The sequence below is a fragment of the Chengkuizengella sediminis genome (assembly GCF_010078385.1).
Classification (GTDB): domain Bacteria; phylum Bacillota; class Bacilli; order Paenibacillales; family KCTC-33759; genus Chengkuizengella; species Chengkuizengella sediminis.
Genome location: NZ_SIJC01000007.1, coordinates 182,845 through 198,817, shown reverse-complemented (window position 1 = coordinate 198,817; position 15,973 = coordinate 182,845). Strand labels below are relative to the sequence as shown.

The following is a 15,973-nucleotide window of genomic DNA, read 5'->3' as shown; positions in this document are numbered from 1 at the left end:
TGATTTATAAAATTAGTGAGGTGTTTAAGAATAGGAATTTAATTGTATAAGAAAAGGAGTGTTTTGATTATTAAAAACCAAGCTTTATTAATCATTGATGCCCAACAAGAGTTGATTGAAGGGAATCAAAATCAAAAAAACGTTTTTATGAAAGATAAGTTAGTGGATAATATTAACTTAGTTGTTAAAAAAGCTTTAAAATCAGAGGCTTTAGTTATTTTTGTTAGAGATTTAGATGTTAGTGAAGGAAAAGGCAATGGATTTCAAATCCATCAAAATATCAATGTTCCGGAAACTTCAAAAATATTTGATAAAAAAGCAACGAATGCATTTTATAATACAAAATTAAAAAGTTATTTAGAAGCAAATCATGTCAAACATTTAGTAATCATGGGTTGTAAAACAGAAAATTGTATTGACACAGCTGTAAGGAGTGCAACCGTAAACCATTTTGATGTCACTTTAGTTAAGGATGGGCACTCAACTTCAGACACTTCTACTTTATCAGCAGAGCAAATAATAAATCATCATAATGAAATACTTCATGGTCATGACAATATGGATCACTTTTCGGTTGTTAGAAGTGCACAAGAAGACTTGTTTGATCCAACACATGACAATTATCGTTAGTTACAATTAAAATGAACTTATTGTTTTTCATCATTATATTAACACCGTCTGTTAATTAAGACGGTGTTAATCATTTCATTTTAAAAATTACAATAAAAAATTCAATACTATTTGTATATTTAATAAACAAAAATACAGATTTTGTAAAACTAAGACCTTTATTTTAGACTAACTGGTAACTCTAAAAGTCCTCTGAAAATTTCAGAATGTCGCCACTTGAGTTCTTTTTCGTTCACATTAAGTTTGATATTCGGAAAACGTTGGATTAAAGCTTGAAATGCTATTTGACTTTCCAGACGAGCAAGTGGTGCTCCTAAACAATGGTGCATCCCAAAGCCAAAAGCAATATGTTTGTTTTCTTCTCTAGTAATATCGAGCTCTTCTGGATTGTCAAAATAATTTGGATCACGGTTGGCTGCCGCAAGACTTAAAAATATCATATCACCCTTTTTAATTTCTTTTCCATAAAGAGTAAAATCCTCTATCGCATAACGAGCTGTTGCAAATTCCACAGGATTGGTAAATCGTAATAATTCTTCAACTGCTCTACCTACAAGTGCAGGATGTTTTCTCAATTTGCCTAGCTGTTCAGGATGTTGAAGGAGAGCTAACATGCCATTACCTATCAAATTTACCGTTGTTTCATGACCAGCGACAATTAGGAGAAAAAGCATAGAAAGAAGTTCTTTTTTAGAAAGTTTCTGTCCATCTTCCTGAGCCATGACTAAACCGCTAATGATATCGTCTTGTGGATATTGTTTTCTTTCTTCTATGATCGTTTCAAGATAATGAATGAAGTCTTTTATATAGGAGTTGAGCTTCTCTATCTCCTCATCTCCGTTTGCAACACTAGTAGATGCATTTGACCAGATTCTGAACTGGTTGCGATCTTTTTCTGGAATCCCCATCATTTCTGAAATGACTATAATAGGTAAAGGGACTGCATAATCTTCCATTAGGTCTACATTTGTTTTTGTTTCCATCTGATCAAGAAGATTTTTAGAGATTTCCTCAATTCTTGTTCTTAATCCTTCAATCATACGTGGAAAAAAAACCTTATGTACTAAAGAGCGTAATCGCCCATGATCAGGAGGATCATTAAACAACATATTGTTAATAAAAAACTCATATTCTTCAATATAATTTTGTTGTTGTATTTCGTTTTTAGACATCACATTTAAGATATCTTTTGTAATCCTCTCATCTTTCATTAAGGTTACAACATCATTATAACGTGTTACTAACCAGCTCTTTACTTCGTTAGTCCCTCTTTTAATCGTAAATTCATGGATACGTTCATCGTGTTCTCTAAAATAAGATAGTGTTGGATACGGATTCTCCTGATATTCTGTTGAGTAAAGATCAAAAACAACTTTCTCCATAAATAGTTCCTCCCAAATCATATTTTCTAGTTTCTGATTTTTTGAAGTACAAATACTCTATAACAAAAAATGCATTCAATTACTTTTTTTGTTAATTTAATTATATTAAAATTAATTCTTTATTATGATTATGAAGTTTTACTTGAGAATCAGTATTGGTGTTTTTTTTGGGGGGGTAACATGTGGTACGAGTTCTATTAGCTTCAACAGTCCGTTATTTCCCTCTTATAACGGACTGTTGACATGATGAAAATCGTTAAATCAATATTGGTATAACTATTATAGTTACTTATAACATAATAACATATTTTCGAGATAATTAATAGGTTATTGTGCAAAAAAAGTCTGTGATATAACCATTTTATTACATCAATAAATCTTGTTAATGTATACTAACCCTTGCATATCCATAAGTATAATGCATCGTACGTACTCCCTTTAATAGTAATAGGAGGTTATTGCTAAATTATTGTAATATATGTATTGACAACCTTATATTACATCGTTATTCTGTATTTATGTAATAGTGTTGTTACATAAATACAACATTACATTGCCTACTCAATTGTCAATCTATTCAAAGAGAGGAAAGTAAATGAAGAAAATAACGACAGATTGATTAAAGGCAATCATTATTACAAAAGGAGGGATTTTACTATATTAGGAATTTACTAAGGGTTTAATTCGTTTCATTACTTTATTACATTGCAGCTTAAAAACTTTAAACTTTATAATGACAGATAGGGTTCAAAATCGTTAATGTACTTCTTAATTGTAAGCGTATTCAAAGGGAGGTAAGTAAATAAAAAAAAGTGACCTCCCAAATAATTATTAATTCATAGCTTGGAAATTGAAAGGAGAAACAATGATGAAAAAGATTAATATTATGTCAATACTATTAGCTACTATGTTAACTTTTGGTGTACTGTTTACTTCAATTATTGATAATGTTTCTGCAAACTCCCCCATTCCAGAAACGGCTTCTAAAGAAGTAAATGATAAACAAATGAAGAAACTAGATAAAATGAAAGAAAAATCCTTGAAAGAAAAGGGTGAATTTAATGTTTCATGGAACGAAAAGAAAGGTATCCCTCGTTATATATCTGGTAAACTATCAGATGAAAATACTGATATCTCAAGTTTTCTTGAAGAGAATAAAGATTTATTTAATATAGTAGACGGAGATTTTGAAATTTTAACGAGTGATTCGGATGAACTTGGTATGACACATTATAAAACTCAGTTCACAGTTGATGGGATTCCTGTTTATGGAGCAGAATTAACAGTACATACTGATAATAGTGGTGTTATAACCTCCTTAAATGGACAAGTAGAACCTAGTTTAGTCAATAAAAAATGGAGCAAATCTATTAAACTATCTTCATCAGACTCAATAGAGGTAGCGGAAAATCAACTAAGCTTTACACCCAAAGAGGATACATATACAACTGAGCCAACCGCTGATCTTTATATGTATCAACATGAAGGTAAATGGATGCCTGTATATATTGTAGAGCTTCAATTTTTAGAACCATATATTGGTCGTGAGTTTTCCTTTATTGATGCCAAAAAAGGTGAGGTACTTAAATCCTATAATCGAATTCAAGATTCTGCTGAAATTGGAACAGGTACAGGACTTTCAGGAGAAACTAGAACCATTAATACGTATTTATATAATGGAACATATTACTTATATGATGTAACAAGGGATGGTATTATTAGAACTTATGATGCTAATGATAGATATCAAACAGGGTCTCTAGTTACTGATAGTAACAACAACTTTAATTCTACACGTCAAAAAGCGGCAGTAGATGCTCATTATTATGGAGGAGTTGTTTATGATTATTTTTTAAATAAACATAACCGAAATAGTTTTGATAATAGAGGAAGCGATTTTATATCAAGTGTCCATGTTGGAGACCCAGAAGGTGGATCATATATTAATGCTTCATGGGTGGGTACACAATGGATTTATGGAGATGGAGGCATAACTAGTAGTGGTACAGAATACACTCCTTTTTCTGAATCTCTAGATGTAGTAGCACATGAGGTAACACATGCCGTTACGGATTATTCAGCAAACCTAGTCTATGAATTTCAACCGGGTGCATTAAATGAATCATTCTCAGATGTTTTTGGAATCTTAGTAGAAGCTGACTATGAAGGCACACCAGATTGGTTGTTAGGTGAAGATATTTATACTCCAGATATTGAAGGAGATGCGATGAGATATATGTATGATCCAACCCTTAATGGAAGACAGCCAGCTCATATGGATGACTATGTATCGCTTCCTAATACAAGAGAAGGGGATTGGGGAGGAGTACACATAAACAGCGGTATTCCAAATAAAGCTTTCTACAATATTGCAACAGATATTGGTCTAGAAAAGTCAGGAAAAATTTATTATCGTGCTCTTACGAGATATTTAAATTCTCAGTCACAATTTATTGATGCACGTAATGCTTTGTTACAGGCTGCTGCAGATTTACATGGTACTAACAGTGCTGAATATAACGCAGTTGCAAATGGTTATGCATCTGTAGGCATCGGCAATTAATTAAAAATGCAATTATTTAAATAAATGACTATGTTAATTTATTTAATTTAAGTAAATTCTACTCCCTTTATCGCTTTTTATATTTCAATAAAGGGAGTAGATAAAAAATTTGAAAGTAATAGAGCCATCTTCATAGGTTCCATAACTTGTATATTGTCATTCCATCTTATTCACTAAATCCGAATCCTTGATCCTCCAAGTATTTTCTTAAATGTTTACGTGATGCAGTTTGAAGTTTATTAGACATTTGTTTTGACCAATTTGTGTTTACTTTTCCTTTTGTCCGCTCTAAGTAATATTCATTTGTGATTTGATTGTATATCTTTAATTCGTTCGTTGTGTTGCTCGTATTATAAACTTCTTGATGATATATCAAATTGGTTTGTAAACGGGGTCTTTGAGAAGGTTCTTGATCAGGAAAACCTAAACACATCCCAAACACAGGATAAACAAGCTTTGGTAATTGAAGCAATTCAGTCACTTCCTTTGATTGATTACGAATCCCTCCAATATATACAATACCTAAACCCAACGATTCTGCAGCAATTGCAGCGTTTTGAGCTGCTAAAGTAACATCTGCTGTAGCCACTATAAAGTTTTCCATCGTACCAGAAACTATTTCCGTTTTCTCCATTTCACAAGCAACCTGTAATCGATATAAATCTGCACACCATACGAAAAATAAAGGACAATCTGCAATATATGTTTGATTTCCAGATAATATTGATAACTCTTTTTTCTTCTCTTGATCCGTTACCCCAATTACACTATAAGCTTGCACATGACTTGAAGAAGAAGCCATTTGAGCAGACGTTATTATTTCATCTACATATTCCTGAGGTATCGGATCAGATTTGTATTTACGAATCGAGCGATGGGACTTTAGCAAATTAATCGTTTCATTCAATTTCCTAGCTCCTCCTTCCTTTATAAATAAGGATTATGCTCTCTTTCATGTCCTATGGTCGTTGAAGGTCCATGACCAGGATGAACTTTCACTGTGTCCTCTAATACAAACAGTTTCTCATAAATGGATTCATATAGCTGCTCAGAGTTTCCACCTGGTAAATCAGTTCTTCCCATTGAGTGTTGAAATAAAACATCACCGCTAAAAATATCTTTATCATGTAAAAAACTAACACTCCCAGGAGAATGTCCTGGTGTATGAAACACCTTAAACTCTGAATCTAAAAATCGTAATGTTTGCCCTTCTTCTAAAGTGAATTCTGCTGGAGTGGTAGAAAAAGGTGGTCCTAATTCAGGCCATCTTGTAGATCCATTTAAGTCAGGATCCGTTAACCATTTAGATTCTAACTTATGTAAATACACTGGACATTTCTTTAATTTTCGTATCTCATCTACCCCACCTATATGATCAAGATGTGCATGTGTAAGCAATATAGCTTCTATTTTTAAGTCTTTTATATGCTCAATTAATACCTGCGGCTTCATGCCAGGATCAATAATAATCCCTTTCTTATCACTTGGATTAGAAATTAAATAAGCATTAGTTGCTAAGGGGCCTAATGTAAAGATTTCAATTCGTAATTTGTTCAAATGTGTATCCTCCTCAAATAAACGAAACTTCTTTATTATTCTTCTAACTTAAATTGTGAAATAAGCTCTTCTAACTGAAAACAGGCTTGATTAAGTTCTTGTACTGATTTAGAGACCGAACGTATAGAGGCTAATTGCTCATCAGTAGATGCACTTACTTCTTCTGTTGTAGCAGCAGATTGTTGGGATATTGCCGATATACTTTTAATTGAATCATTTACTACATCCTTATTTTCATGCATTTGCTGGATCTCTATTACAATATGATCAATGGATTCAATCAATTGATTCATCATGAATGTGATGTTCTTAAAAGTATCTCCTGAATGGCTTACAGCTACTTGTTGTTCGAGGCTAATGGCAATCGCTTTACCCATAGCATCTTTTGCGTGTTCAGATTCAACTTGTATTGCAGATATTATACCATGTATTTCACTTGTTTCTTTAGCTGATTTTTCGGCTAAATTCCGAACTTCTTGTGCCACTACTGCGAAACCTCTTCCACTTTCACCTGCCCTTGCTGCTTCTATACTAGCATTTAGAGCAAGCAAATTTGTTTGCTCAGAAACTTCAAAGATGGATTGAGACACTAATTCTATTTTTTTCACTTTTTCGATAAGGTTTACTAAAACACTTTCTACTGAACTAATTTCACGATTAGATTGATCAGATTTTATCTGTAAATTTTCTAAACTTTGAAGTCCTTCATTACTTGCATCAGTGGACTTGATGGACAGCTCTTTAATTTCATTGATAGAAAGATGAACTTGATTAATTTTGTTTGATAATTGGATCGTTTTTTCATTCATTTTTTCTGTGTCAACGGCTTGCAGACTTGCCCCCTGAGCAACTTCTTCTACCGCTACAGCTATTTGCTCACTCGTACCGATCATTTCCTTACTTACCTTCTGTAATCTTTCTGATGATCCAAGAACACCTGTTAAAGCCCTTTTTACACTAAAAATAATGTTTCGCATATTTATTATCATTTTATTAAAATGTAATGCTAAATCTCCTACTTCATCCTTTGCTGTTACGGTCGTATTGTTTGAAAGATTACCTGAAGATACCATTTCAACTTGCTCACGTAATAAAACAATTGGTTTAGAAATACTCCTTGCAGCTAAATAAATAACTCCTATAGTCAACAGTATGGCAATACCACCAATAATCATACTTAAAAACAATGCGTTGTTTAGCTTTGTAAATAAATCCTCTTGATTATAATCAACAGATATTTTCCACCCTAAATTAGGTATAGTCACAAAGTACAACAATCTCTTTTCATTCCCACTTAGATAAGAGATCTTACCAGAATCACTTTCGTATAGCTGTGCAATATGTGCTTTCTCTGATAAATCCTCACCTTCTTTGTCAGTATATATGAGAGCGTTGCCATTTTGATCTAATAAGAAAATACTACCATTATGGCTTACATTAATTTCATTTACAATCTGACTTAGTGTCTCTAATAAAATGTCTACTGCTATTACTCCTTTAATATCATTATCAACACGAATCGTTTTCGCTGCTGTAATCATTAATTTTTGACTGGAATGTCCGATATACGGCTCAGTCCAAACTACTTTATCTGGATACGCCATTGCTTTTTGATACCAAGGTCTTTCAGTTGGATCATAACCAGTCCTATCTTTCTTAGGCATGTCGAACATGCCTTTATCACTTGTTCCAAAATAAATCATAGAAACATCAGCATTCGTTTGTAAAAACGTACTAAAGTCCTGATCAATCTCTGAAAGTAATTGTCCATTGTTGTTACTTATAAAAGATTGTATCCTTTGGTCTACACTATATCTTTCAATATTTTTTTCATAATCTTTAAAATAAACTTCAAAATTATGTTCAAGCTGTTCTACAGTACCTTTTCCTTGAGTAATAATTTCACTCTCCATATTTTTTTTCATGTAAAAGTACGTTAGTGATTGAGTCGTAACTAACATAGATATTAATAAAAAAGCCATAACTACAATTAATTTAGTTCTCATTTTTTTAAACACAGTATATTTCTCCCCCAGACGATGTATTTAGATGAATTTTCCATTCTATAATTGTAAATTTTAACCTTACTCATTCAAAACGTCTATATCTTTTTCGAAAAATATGAATAAAAATTTAATTATATGTATAAAAAAATAATTCATTCAATTTCTTTCCGGAAAATTAGTATGAAATACTGCTCCAGAACTACTTAACTCATTCTCCATTGGATGAACATGTAAGAATGTTTCTGCATTTTTATCCAATATAACTACATGTCACAATAAATATTTATCCACTTACCTTGATAAAAGTCTGTTAAATCTTTACTCACAATAATCATTATTATAAATTAGAATAATTAACCAATTAAAATGATATCTTATTTTTGTTTGTTATAATAGAATAAAAAAAGAACATCTGTCCTTAAATCTCTTAACCTCGTCGTTCAAATCCACCCTATGTTTGACAATCTATTTTCCCCTCTAATATCCAATAATGTGGAAATGAAAAATGTATACTATGAAAAACAGGTCCAGTTCTCTGGTTTGAGATGACTGCCGTCAGTCTAATTGGACAGGAATAGTCTTCACCTGCAGAACATTCATTTAATGTAGCAGCCATACTTCTATGTGCTGCAAATAACTTATCCTTTGAAGAAAGGTCTGACTGAAACAAATTTTCTAAGTCTATCAATGCACTATTTCTTTTCAATGAATTAACTTCCAAGGCTATTCTCAATTATATTTGAAAGTCGTTTCATTTCTTCCTTAGATACAGGTTTATTCGTTCTATAGGTTTGGATGGTATGTAATAGGCGATCTACCTTTATCGTTTTAAAAGCTGGACTTTGACCTATAATCTGACTATTAGGATGAGAAAAACAGATTAGTCCACGAATACTAGTTTTTAAATTATTTTTTCTCAATAGTTCTTTTATAATATAATCATGTCTATACATTTGTGCCGTTGGATCTGCACTGTTTTTATTATTACTCCTTTGAATTCCCTGGGAAGTAAAACGAATTTCACCAGACCAATGTTTTGTTTCAATATGAAATATACCATTGGGTCCGATCGCAACATGATCAAATTGTTGTGTTCTTCCATTTGTTTTTAATTTTATATCATGAAAAACTTTATAGTCCCTTGGAAGATACTTTAACTGATGTTTTACTATTTTCTCTCCTTCAATACCATAATTTTGAGAAGAGCCATTCTTTTTCTTGGTTATTTTATAAACCAAATATAAAACAGTGAGAAGTAGAGAAACAATAATAAATGGTAAAATATATGGTTGTGCTTTTTCATCAATTTGCTCCCAATTCTCACCCAATGTCGTACCTAAAAACAAGAAAAAAGCAGACCAGGGTATTACAGCTAAAGTTGTTAAAACACTAAAACGAATAAAAGACATATTCGCTAATCCAGCTGGTATAGAAATGGCATGCCGAACAACTGGAATAAATCGAGCTGTAAAAATCATACCTGTCCCATATTGATTAAACCATTTTTCAGATAAATCAAGATGTTTTTTATGTATTAAGATATACTTACCATACTTCTCTATTAAAGGTCTACCACCAAATTTCCCTAGCCAATAAAGAAAGATTTGTGCTAATGTTCCCCCAATCGTTGCAAAAACCATCGCTTCAGTCCAAGTAATTTTATTTTGATAAATTAAGAACCCACCATAGGATAAAATAATTTCACTTGGAATCACTTCAATCATTAAACCAATCATGATGCCCCAATAACCTAATTCTGTTAACCAAATAAATATGTGATGTATGATCTCTGTTATTAATTCCATCCATTACTCCCTGCCTTTATTGTGTCTTTATCACATCTTATTCTAACATAAAGCTTGTCATACCAAGATCATTCCTAAAAGTTTTCATTATAAAATGTAAATTTAGATGTTAACATATTCTTTGAGTAACTAGCCTAGTAGCTAAGCCGCTTCTTTCTGCATACAAATAATTGTAGAGAGGAGCAGATGATGATGAAGCATCAAGATTCACAAAAACATAATTTAGACTTGCCTACTGCCAGAAAAATTCGAAGGGCGTGTAATAAAGAAATCTATAGAACCATCAAACGTTTAAATACATGGATTCCACCCGAAAAAATAAAAGAAGCTGAAGAACTTTATTATAAAAAAGTATTGATTAATTCAAAATATATTTTAGAGAATGCACAAAATCGAAAACTACTATCCGATTGGTTTGATGAAAATGTATGTGCTGAATTTTCAATACTATGGGGTATAGAAGAGTCGAAAATAAGCAAGGCATTTAGAAATGCATTCGTAGGGCAAAAAAAATAATAAGAAAGTCACCTATCGGTGACGTCGTCCTTATAAAAAAGAATACCACCTTTGAATAGAAGGTGGTTTTTCTTTCTTAAAGGCTCGCCAATCGGCGAGTTTTCTTTAATAATATGGCTGTGGTGGATAGTACGGATACGGTTGAGGTTGAGGGTAAGGATATGGATAAGGATACGGCACTGGTATTGGTCTTGGATATGGATAAGGTCTCGGTCTTGGTCTAGGGTACGGATAATACGGATATGGCCTTGGTCGTGGTCGTGGTCTTGGTCTAGGACGCGGTCTTGGTCGTGGGGGCTGCTGACGATATCCAGATAGGGAATTAAAATATTGATAATGACTCAATGAATGAACCTCCTTTTCTAACTTCTCCATATCAAAGTATGCTATATCTAGACGAATTGCCTCCTACAAATGCCCAATTATGAGCACAAAGAAAGTGAGATGCAATTTACATCTCACTTTCCGTTTTTGTACCTAAGTATTAATAGATAGAAGTTGGATACCCATATCCACAAACTGAATAACCATTTGGCCGTGTTCTCGCATAGGCTATCACTGGATAATCGGGATAATCGTAAGTTTCGATATTCATATTTATATTTTCTTCTGGTACATATTGTTCATTGGAATTGATATTCAGTGTTTTCAGTTTCCGCTTTTGACGAATGCTACCATATGTGCGTAATTTAGGACGAGGTAGGGACCTTAGCCGCTGACGACAATGATGTCTGTGAATGACTTGTTGAATCAATCATCTTACCCCCCATATTCATTATTCATAATAAAGTATGCCTAACATATGGCATTTGCCCCAAAAATTTTACTTATGAAGTGGAAAACATAAAAAAACCCGAAATCAGACTAAAATACTGTCCAAAGTTCGGGTTTATCATGTATTAAATTTCGATGCTATTTATTCAGCTGGAACGATTATTTCTTGATCTGGGAAGATTAAGTTTGGATTGTCTAGCTGATTCAATTTTTGAAGTTCTTGCCAAGTAGTATTATATTTTACTGCTATTTTAGATAAATAATCACCAGGAACCACTATATAAATCCCTGTACTAGATTCAGGTACTTCTTCAGGTTCTGTTACTTCAGGTTCTGTTACTTCAGGTTCTGTTACTTCAGGTTCTGTTACTTCATTTATGGCAGTTATACGCTCCTCAACCACAGGACTCACTTCACCTTTTTCTTGAATATACTGAATAAGTACTTCATCTAGAGCTGGATATTCATTTTTAATCGCAATATCTGCAAACATCGTATATTCATCTCCACCAGCAGCCAAGAAGTCGTTAGTTGCCAATACATAAGTTTTCTCTAAATCAAGAGGTTCTCCATTAATTTGAATAGATACCGCTCTTTCTCCAGCAGGTTTGGAAACGTCAATTGTATAATCAATACCTGCTACATGTGGAAATGCTCCTTTTGCATCTGGATAAGAATCAATCCCATTTTCTAATGCTGCTTTAATGACTGCACCTGAAACTTCTTTAGTAACGATGTAATTTCCAAAAGGTAATACAGTAATCACTTCACCCTTTGTAATTTCACCTACATCAATCGAAGCTCTAATACCACCACCATTAGTAAGTGCTACATCCGCTCCAGTTTCATTTAACATCGCATCTGTAATTAGGTTTCCTAAGTTTGTCTCACCTGCTCGAACCTGTTCTCTTTCACCATCAAGTACTACACTTGTTGAACCTACAACCTCTGCTAAAATTGTTTCTTGAGATGCAGTAATCGCATCAATTACAGCTTGAACTTCTGTATCTGGTTCAACTTCTGCTGCATCTTCTTTAGTAATTAAACTTCCTTCTTTACTTACTAACTCACCATTTTCATCAAAAGAAAGCTCTACCACACCTAAGTTCTTAGTATACTCTCCAGAACTTACAATTAAAGTTCCACTTTCACCAATGTTGTCTTCAGTATGGCTGTGTCCATCAACGATTAAATCAATTCCAGGTGCTCCTTCAGCTACCTTAATACTAGTATCCGTACTTGAAGCATCTGTTCCTAAATGTGTTAAAGCGATGATGACATCCACTTCTTGTGATTGAAGTTCTGCTACCATTGTTTGAGCCGCTTCAACAGGATCAGTAAACTTTAAACCTTCTACATTTTTTGGATGTGTTTTATAGTGCGTCTCTGGTGTAGATAAACCGAAGATTCCTAGTTTTACACCATCTACTTCTTGAATCATATAAGGAGGCAATAATAATTCTCCCGTTTCTTCAACAATCACATTTGCACTCAATACTGGAAAAGTAACCATCTCTTTTAATTCTAGTAATCTTTCATAACCATAGTTAAAGTCATGGTTTCCTGCAGCCATTCCATCATAACCAACAGCGTTAAAAACTTCTGCAATACTTTTCCCTTGCTCTAAAGTAGCAAAAGTCGTTCCATGGAATGTATCTCCCGCATCAAGTAAAAGTACATTTGCATTATCTGCTTCTTGTTCTTTAACAAGCGTAGATAATTTTGCAAGTCCCATACCATCATATTTACCTTCATTAATTCTAGCATGTGTATCATTCGTATGTAGGATCGTTATTTTTTTTACTGCTTGTTCCTCTCCACCTTGATTTTCCTCAACTCCAGTATCCGTTGAGTTGTCCCCTTCTGCAAAAACAGAACTAAAACTAGTAAAAATTAAAAAACAACTTAAAGCAATAATAAATAAACGCTTCATGTCTTTCCCCTCCGCAATATTAAAATTTGATTGCATCATAAGTGTAAACTATTATTTAAAAAATTCAACTATTTTTATTCAACTTTATTATAAATATAATCAATTTAAGCTAGAACCATTGATATACAAAGGAAAATCAATCCATGTTATAGAATATACTATATAAATGCTCTAAAATTATATACTCTATTAAGGGAGGAGTTTAATGAATACATATATTCAATATAAAAAAGCTACTAACCATATTGCAAAACCATTTGCCTTTTTGGATGTTGATCTGCTCGATGATAACATCTCCCAAATTTTAGGTCACAGTTTAAATAAAAAAATAAGAATAGCTAGTAAATCCATTCGCAGTGTACCAATTTTAGAAAGAATTATGGAAAAAAGTGAGCGTTTTCAAGGGGTGATGTGTTACTCTGCACCTGAAGCTGTCTTCCTCTCTGAACATGGGTTTGACGATCTATTATTGGGATATCCTATCACCAATACGGATTACATCACTTCTATTGTTGAACAAATAAGAGAAGGGAAACAAATCACCTTCATGGTAGATTGTTTCAAACATATCAAACTCATCGAAAGTATTGTTAAAGATGAAGATATTAAAATACCAGTATGCATCGATGTGGATATGTCTTTGGTTTATCCCAATTTCAGATTCGGAGTTTATCGTTCTCCTCTTCGTTCAATTCACGAAATACATCAACTTATTTATACCATTCAACAATCCAAACAGTTAAAACTAGATGGTTTAATGGGTTATGAAGCACAAATTGCAGGTGTCGGTGATCAAGTGAAAGGAAAGCCACTTACAAATTCAGTAGTTCAATTACTTAAAAAACAGTCTATTGAGCAGATAAAAGAAAAACGAGCAGAAATCATAGATTCAATAAAAGAATATGACCTATCATTTCGGTTTGTCAATGGAGGTGGGACAGGTAGCTTAGCAAGCACTTGTAAGGAAGAAGTGATAACTGAGGTCACTGTAGGGTCTGGATTTTTCTCTCCTCTATTATTTGATTCGTATAAGGAATTTCAATATAAACCAGCAGCGGGTTTTGCCCTAGACATTGTACGCAAACCAAAAGAAAATATATTTACTTGTACAGGTGGAGGATATGTTGCTTCTGGAGCAACAGGAAAGGATAAACTGCCAGCTCCTTATTTACCAGAAAAAACAAAACTTCATTCTTTGGAAGGTGCTGGTGAAGTACAGACTCCTATTTTATATAAAGGAAAAGAGAACTTGGACATAGGTGATCCTATCTTTTTCCGTCATAGTAAAAGCGGTGAGTTATGTGAGCGCTTTAATCAATTATATTGTATTTCAAATGGCGAAATTGTAGATGAATATTTGACTTACAGGGGGGCAGGGAAATGCTTTCTTTAAAACAAAAACCTATAAATGAATGGAAAAACTGGTCAGGACTAGTAAAAAGTTCACCTCAAAATATCATTTACCCTCAAAACACTGAGGAGGTTGTAAAACTCATTCATCATTGTATAGAACAAAAACAACGTTTACGTGTAGTAGGTTCGGGGCATTCTTTCACCCCTTTAGTTCATACAAATCAATTACTAATTTCACTAGATGATATGCAAGGGATTGTAGAAGTAAACGATTCAGAACAATGGGCAGAAGTTTGGGCGGGAACAAAACTGAAAAAACTTAGTTTGCTTTTACATCAGCAAGGTTTTGCCCTAGAAAATATGGGTGATATTGACCACCAATCTATCGCAGGTGCTTTGAGTACTGGAACACATGGTACAGGTGTAAGTCTTGGGAATCTATCAACGCAAATAAAAGAGCTCACAATCGTAACAGGTACGGGCGAAGTGATCATTTGTTCAGATGAAAAAAATCAAAATATGTTTAAAGCTGCAGCCATTTCCCTTGGAGCATTAGGGATTATAGTCAAGGTTAAACTTAAAGTGGTCCCTTCATACAAACTGCATTGTAGATCGTTCAAACAATCGATAACAAATTGTTTGGAACAATTAGACCATTTAAAAACCAATCGAAACTTTGAATTTTTTTATTACCCTCACACCGAAACAACTCAGATTAAGATCACGAACGAAACGAATCAAACACCTTCACCTAGTCGACCTTTACAAAAATTTAAAAATGTAGTTTTAGAAAATTATGTTTTTTGGATATTATCAGAAGCAAGTCGCCTTTTCCCTCGTTTAAGCAAAACAATCAGCCGAATTTCAGCTAGTGGTGTACCTAATGCAGAAAATATAAATTATAGTCCATTTGTTTATACATCAGATAGAGTGGTCCGTTTCAATGAAATGGAATACTGCGTACCTGAAGGAAAACTAAAAAAAGTTGTTGAAGAAATGAAAAGATGTATGGATCAACAACAATTTGCCGTTCACTTCCCAATTGAATGTCGTTATGTAAAAAAAGATGATATTTGGTTAAGTCCATCCTATCAAAGGAATTCAGCCTATATTGCTGTTCATATGTATAAAGGTATGAAGTATGAGTCGTATTTTCAAGAGATGGAAACGATTATGCAAAAATATAATGGCAGACCTCACTGGGGAAAAATGCATACCTTAACTTCAGAAAAATTAAAAAAGTTATACCCAAAATGGAATGATTTTCAAAAGTTAAGAGATCAAATGGATCCAGAGGGAATCTTTTTAAATGATTATTTGGAGGGGGTATTCGATATTAAAAAATGACTTTAAAAAATAGTTAGGGTCCCTAAAAATTGCTCGATACATTTATGATTGGGACCCTGTCATTGAACCAATAACTAATAACATTCACAAAATATTCCCAATAAGTG

General features: G+C 33.2%; 13 protein-coding genes and 1 pseudogene. 5 read left to right on the top strand and 9 right to left on the bottom strand.

Annotated elements, in window-relative coordinates:
• Positions 1 to 63 precede the first annotated feature (63 nt).
• Complete coding sequence (locus EPK97_RS15220) at positions 64 to 630, top strand: isochorismatase family protein (RefSeq protein WP_170295541.1); 567 nt, start codon at positions 64 to 66, stop codon at positions 628 to 630.
• Between the two features lie 158 nt (positions 631 to 788).
• On the opposite strand, the gene EPK97_RS15215 is transcribed toward EPK97_RS15220, so the two are convergent.
• Positions 789 to 2,012, bottom strand: coding sequence for a cytochrome P450 family protein (locus tag EPK97_RS15215; protein WP_162037477.1), 1,224 nt, complete (start codon positions 2,010 to 2,012; stop codon positions 789 to 791).
• Positions 2,013 to 2,880: 868 nt separating this feature from the next.
• On the opposite strand from EPK97_RS15215, the gene EPK97_RS15210 reads away from it, so the two are divergent.
• A complete protein-coding gene (locus tag EPK97_RS15210) occupies positions 2,881 to 4,575 on the top strand; it encodes a M4 family metallopeptidase (protein WP_162037476.1) in 1,695 nt (564 codons plus the stop codon).
• A gap of 166 nt (positions 4,576 to 4,741) precedes the next feature.
• Here the strand turns inward: EPK97_RS15210 and nfsA are convergent, their stop codons facing one another.
• From nfsA to uptA, 6 genes and pseudogenes are all read right to left on the bottom strand, one after another.
• Positions 4,742 to 5,482, bottom strand: coding sequence for an oxygen-insensitive NADPH nitroreductase (nfsA, locus tag EPK97_RS15205; RefSeq protein ID WP_162037475.1), 741 nt, complete (start codon positions 5,480 to 5,482; stop codon positions 4,742 to 4,744).
• A 20-nt stretch (positions 5,483 to 5,502) separates the two neighbouring features.
• Positions 5,503 to 6,132, bottom strand: a complete 630-nt coding sequence (locus EPK97_RS15200) for an MBL fold metallo-hydrolase (RefSeq protein WP_162037474.1) — start codon at positions 6,130 to 6,132, stop codon at positions 5,503 to 5,505.
• Positions 6,133 to 6,167: 35 nt separating this feature from the next.
• Positions 6,168 to 8,150, bottom strand: coding sequence for a methyl-accepting chemotaxis protein (locus EPK97_RS15195; protein ID WP_162037473.1), 1,983 nt, complete (start codon positions 8,148 to 8,150; stop codon positions 6,168 to 6,170).
• A gap of 439 nt (positions 8,151 to 8,589) precedes the next feature.
• The gene (locus EPK97_RS15190; protein ID WP_162037472.1) at positions 8,590 to 8,844 is read right to left on the bottom strand and encodes a hypothetical protein; all 255 of its coding nucleotides are present in this window, start codon (positions 8,842 to 8,844) and stop codon (positions 8,590 to 8,592) included.
• 4 nt (positions 8,845 to 8,848) lie between these two features.
• A complete protein-coding gene (locus EPK97_RS21970; protein WP_338075720.1) occupies positions 8,849 to 9,325 on the bottom strand; it encodes a nuclease-related domain-containing protein in 477 nt (158 codons plus the stop codon).
• 15 nt (positions 9,326 to 9,340) lie between these two features.
• Positions 9,341 to 9,943, bottom strand: a pseudogene (gene uptA, locus EPK97_RS21965) (undecaprenyl phosphate transporter UptA); the annotation flags it as partial.
• A gap of 192 nt (positions 9,944 to 10,135) precedes the next feature.
• On the opposite strand from uptA, the gene EPK97_RS15180 reads away from it, so the two are divergent.
• Positions 10,136 to 10,459 carry a dehydrogenase gene (locus tag EPK97_RS15180; RefSeq protein WP_162037470.1) on the top strand — a complete coding sequence of 108 codons (324 nt, stop codon included), beginning with the start codon at positions 10,136 to 10,138 and terminating at the stop codon, positions 10,457 to 10,459.
• 105 nt (positions 10,460 to 10,564) lie between these two features.
• Here the strand turns inward: EPK97_RS15180 and EPK97_RS15175 are convergent, their stop codons facing one another.
• Positions 10,565 to 10,804 carry a hypothetical protein gene (locus EPK97_RS15175; RefSeq protein WP_205690273.1) on the bottom strand — a complete coding sequence of 80 codons (240 nt, stop codon included), beginning with the start codon at positions 10,802 to 10,804 and terminating at the stop codon, positions 10,565 to 10,567.
• Positions 10,805 to 11,375: 571 nt separating this feature from the next.
• Positions 11,376 to 13,166, bottom strand: a complete 1,791-nt coding sequence (locus EPK97_RS15170; protein WP_240903835.1) for a 5'-nucleotidase C-terminal domain-containing protein — start codon at positions 13,164 to 13,166, stop codon at positions 11,376 to 11,378.
• Between the two features lie 205 nt (positions 13,167 to 13,371).
• Between EPK97_RS15170 and EPK97_RS15165 the strand changes: the two genes are divergently transcribed.
• Both EPK97_RS15165 and EPK97_RS15160 read left to right on the top strand, forming a co-directional pair.
• Positions 13,372 to 14,559, top strand: a complete 1,188-nt coding sequence (locus EPK97_RS15165) for an amino acid deaminase/aldolase (protein WP_162037469.1) — start codon at positions 13,372 to 13,374, stop codon at positions 14,557 to 14,559.
• Positions 14,547 to 15,866: a D-arabinono-1,4-lactone oxidase gene (locus tag EPK97_RS15160; RefSeq protein WP_162037468.1), complete on the top strand. Its 1,320-nt coding sequence runs from the start codon at positions 14,547 to 14,549 to the stop codon at positions 15,864 to 15,866. Before EPK97_RS15165 ends, EPK97_RS15160 begins: the two co-directional genes overlap by 13 nt.
• The last annotated feature ends 107 nt before the right edge of the window (positions 15,867 to 15,973 follow it).